Source organism: Brevibacillus sp. FIR094, assembly GCF_050477165.1.
GTDB lineage: Bacteria > Bacillota > Bacilli > Brevibacillales > Brevibacillaceae > Brevibacillus.
Map to the genome: position 1 here is coordinate 1 of NZ_JBEAES010000093.1, position 429 is coordinate 429.

Annotated in this window: 1 protein-coding gene; it reads right to left on the minus strand. The window is 39.2% G+C overall.

All coding sequences use genetic code 11. The features are described 5' to 3' along the window. Window positions 1–106: 106 nt before the first annotated feature. Window positions 107–429, minus strand: a 323-nt coding sequence (locus ACQ5DJ_RS29980) for a hypothetical protein (protein ID WP_429845626.1), incomplete at its 5' end; no start/stop codon positions are given.

The window sequence follows — 429 nt, forward strand, 5'->3', positions numbered from 1 at the left end:
TGATTTTGAATATTAAATTTTTCGATCCATGTATTTTTCATACACTTCAACTTGAGGGTGTTGTTTTGAGGGTAGCTGATCAGTGATTTAAGAAAGTCGTGGATTTCTAACAATTGGCTAAATGTGGAAAATAAATTGCATGTTGAAACTGTGCTGAAATATGGGGGTTGACGGTTTCAAGCTGCTCTCTTTGCAGGTATTCACAATGCTGCATGGGGTCTTGATGCTGGTCTTTATAATTCAGTCCAAGCTCAAAATCTGCTTCGTCAAAAATTAACATTCCTGTGTCATGGATTTGAAAGTCTATCCCTGTTTTAGGTTGTAGTTTCTCATTCCATTGTTGGTAAAGTTGTTTGCCGTGTTGTGCCAGATGATTGACTTCATTGGGATATCTCCACGGATACATGGGTGACAGAATACCGCCACCCG